General features: G+C 35.5%; 5 protein-coding genes. 4 read left to right on the top strand and 1 reads right to left on the bottom strand.

Annotated elements, in window-relative coordinates:
* The coding region (rpsB, locus tag AB1397_01390; GenBank protein MEW6481653.1) for a 30S ribosomal protein S2 at nt 1-241 on the bottom strand (241 nt) is incomplete at its 3' end.
* An 83-nt stretch (nt 242-324) separates the two neighbouring features.
* Here rpsB and argJ point away from each other — a divergent pair.
* From argJ to AB1397_01370, 4 genes are read left to right on the top strand one after another with little or no spacing between them, the layout of a single operon-like run.
* Nucleotides 325-1476: a bifunctional glutamate N-acetyltransferase/amino-acid acetyltransferase ArgJ gene (gene argJ / locus AB1397_01385; protein ID MEW6481652.1), complete on the top strand. Its 1152-nt coding sequence runs from the start codon at nt 325-327 to the stop codon at nt 1474-1476.
* A 36-nt stretch (nt 1477-1512) separates the two neighbouring features.
* A complete protein-coding gene (locus tag AB1397_01380; protein MEW6481651.1) occupies nt 1513-2136 on the top strand; it encodes a site-2 protease family protein in 624 nt (207 codons plus the stop codon).
* The gene (locus tag AB1397_01375; protein ID MEW6481650.1) at nt 2133-2663 is read left to right on the top strand and encodes a hypothetical protein; all 531 of its coding nucleotides are present in this window, start codon (nt 2133-2135) and stop codon (nt 2661-2663) included. The genes AB1397_01380 and AB1397_01375 overlap by 4 nt, the downstream gene beginning before the upstream one ends.
* Nucleotides 2623-3114 (top strand): Lrp/AsnC family transcriptional regulator, encoded by a 492-nt coding sequence (locus AB1397_01370; protein ID MEW6481649.1) that lies wholly within the window; start codon nt 2623-2625, stop codon nt 3112-3114. The genes AB1397_01375 and AB1397_01370 overlap by 41 nt, the downstream gene beginning before the upstream one ends.
* The last annotated feature ends 91 nt before the right edge of the window (nt 3115-3205 follow it).

Here is a 3205-nt window from a genome sequence, read left to right as displayed (position 1 = left end):
TTATTACCTGCTGTGTCTGTTTTTTTGAGCCAACAAAAACTATATTTCCGTTTGATGAAGAAAGCTTTTTTACAAACTCATAAGCATCATTAAGGCACTTAAGGGCTTTTTCAAGGTCAATAATATGGATGTCATTCCTTACCGTATAGATATACCTCGCCATTTTTGGATTCCACTTCTGCCTTTGATGACCAAAATGGATGCCTGCTTCCAATAATTCCTTGATATCTACATTTAGCATAAGAATAAAGTTTATATTAAAAAAACCCTACCTGTCAAGAATTACCCTTTACAAAAATGCTATCATTATATCAAAATATAATAATGAAAGGCTTGCTTTCTATTTCTGGAATAAAGGTAAGTGGTATTCATTGTGGGATAAAGAAAAGGAAAAAAGACCTCTCTTTAATCTATTCCGAAAATCCTGCAAATTGGGCTGGTGTTTGGACAAAGAATAAGATAAAGGGAGCCTCTATCCTTTTTAACAAAAGGAGGAGGAATAATAAAATTCAGGCTATTCTTATAAACTCAGGGAATGCAAATACAGGAACAGGGGTAAAGGGCTTAAGGGATGTCCAAAGAATGGCAAGAATTGTAGCAAAAAGCCTCAATATTCCCTATAATTCTGTCCTTATAGGAGGTCAAACAGGAAAAATTGGCGAATTCCTTCCTATGGAAAAAATAGAATCTGGGATAAAAAGGCTGGTTAAAAGGCTTCCTTTTGGAAGCAATGATGATTGTATAGAAGGCATTATGACAACAGACAAGACAAAAAAGGAGGCAGAAATTGACCTTGGCTTTTGCAAGATTGCAGGGATTGCAAAGGGTGCTGGAATGATATACCCAAATATGGCAACCATGCTTTCATTTATTGTAACCGATGCAAGGTTTGACAATAAAACCCTGCAAGGAATCCTTAAAGCTTGCGTTGATGAGACATTTAACCGGATAAGCGTTGATGGTTGCAGATCAACCAATGATAGTGTAATAATTATGGCAAATGGGATGAGCAAAGAGGTTGATAAAAATAAATTTTCACAAGGTTTATTCTTTGTCTGTGCAAGCCTGGCAAGACAGATTGTAGAGGATGGAGAGGGTGCAACAAAGCTTATAAGGATTGTGGTAGAGGGTGCAAAAACAAAAAAAGATGCAAAGGCGGTTGCTTGTTCTCTTGCAAATTCTTGCCTTGTAAAAACAGCAATGTATGGATGCGACCCAAATGTGGGAAGGATATTGCAAGCTATTGGGGAAGCACAAGCAAATATAGACCCTAAAAAAATAAGCATTTGGCTTCAGGGTCATCTAGTTACCTCTTGTGGAGCAATAACTTTCTTTGATAGAGAAGAGATAAAACAAGAATTAAAAGTTAAGGAGATTGAGATAAGAATTTCCCTTGGCAAAGGAGAAGAGGCTATTTCATTTTTTACTTGTGATTTATCAAGCGAATATGTTAAAATAAATGCCAGGTATTCGTAAATCGTTTTTAATTAACAAAAAATCTAAATAAACACTATGAATTTAGTTATTTACATTGCTGTTTTGCTTTTTTCTGTGGTTATCCACGAGGTAAGTCATGCTTTTGTGGCTGATACGTGCGGAGATAAAACAGCAAGGCTTTCTGGAAGGCTCAGCTTGAATCCAGTGGCTCATCTTGATCCAATTGGCTCTATATTAGTCCCCCTCTTTGCCTTTATTACCCACATTCCTGTTCCCGCATGGGCAAAGCCTGTTCCTGTAAATTCTTATAACCTTAATAATCCAAGAAGTGATATGGTTAAGGTTGCCCTGGCAGGCCCTCTTTCAAATATAGGGCTTGCCCTTATTTCATCTATTATTTTAAGGCTTTCATTTATTCCTGTTGGTTCATACCTTGAACAGATCCTTCTTTGCTTTGTAATAGCAAATTTTCTCTTAAGCCTTTTTAATCTTATTCCCATTCCACCTCTTGATGGCTCAAGGATTATAGCTTACTTCCTACCACCAAATACCTCCTTTAAGGTAAGCTTCCTTGAGCCTTTTGGCTTTATTATTCTTATATTATTATTGAGCTTTGGGTTTTTTAATTTTATTGTTCAAATAGCCTTTCGACTTTCATACTTTGGAGTAGGGGAGCGGATTTTTCATTTTTATTTATGATGGATTTAGAAGGGCTTTGGGAGAAAGCAAAACAAGAAACAGAGATATTGAGGCAGAGGGTAGGCTATCTTTCAAGCATTGAACACACAATTCTTGATTACATTTTTTTGGCAGAATCCTCTGTAAATTTAGGTGATACCATTGTTCGCTCGGGAAAAATTCTGGTCCATAAGCCTTTAATAATCCTTCCCAGGGAAGTTCCAATATTTGAGGGATTTGAGTTTGAAGATGACATTGCTTCATTTTTTCTTATGAGGGGCATTCAATTTCCATCTTTAAAGTATAGCAACATAACATCATCCATTGAGATTTATGAAGGACCTTTAAGCAAAGCAATAGACGATTTTATGGAGAGGCTTACCATGAAAGAGGATATTTCAACTGGCCTTATAAAAGGTGTTTCCGATATATGGCAGTTTTCCCTCCTTCTCTATGTGGGAAACCTTGTAATAAGATCAGCCCCCTCCGATATAAAAAGGGCAATGGATGATTTTAAGAAGAGAATCAATGGCTATGGATTTGGATAAAAAGGTATTAAAAGCCCTTCAAGGGGAATTTCCTTTAGAAAAACAGCCTTTTAAGGTTATAGGAGAAAGGATAGGATTAGATGAAAACTCTGTAATTGAGATTGTTTTATCTTTAAAAAATAAAGGGATAATCAGGGAGATTGGACCAATCTTTGATTATAAAAGGCTTGGGCTTGAAACAAAATTAGTGGGAATTGCGGTTAAGGATATAGAATCTTGTGCAGAGATTATAAACGAATATGAAGAGGTAACCCATAATTATGAGAGGGAAGGGTTTTATAACCTCTGGTGTAGCATTCTGGGAGAAAAAGGAAGGGTTGATAATTTAATAGAAATAATAAAACAAAGGGTAAAACCCGATGATATTGTTTCCTTTCCATCTATTTCTTCTTTTAAACTTCTATTTGAGCTTGAGATATATAGTATCTTCCATTACTTAGTGCAAAAATAGATAGGGTTGTGTTTATCTGTTAAAAATTCATCCACCTTTTAAGAAATTTTGAATTCTAAATTTTGAATTTTGAATTGAAAAAGGTTAAGTT

The organism is bacterium, from assembly GCA_040756715.1.
Taxonomy (GTDB): Bacteria; UBA9089; UBA9088; order UBA9088; family UBA9088; genus JBFLYE01.
Note: the sequence above shows the minus strand (reverse complement) of the source record. Positions and strands in the feature narration are given on the sequence as shown.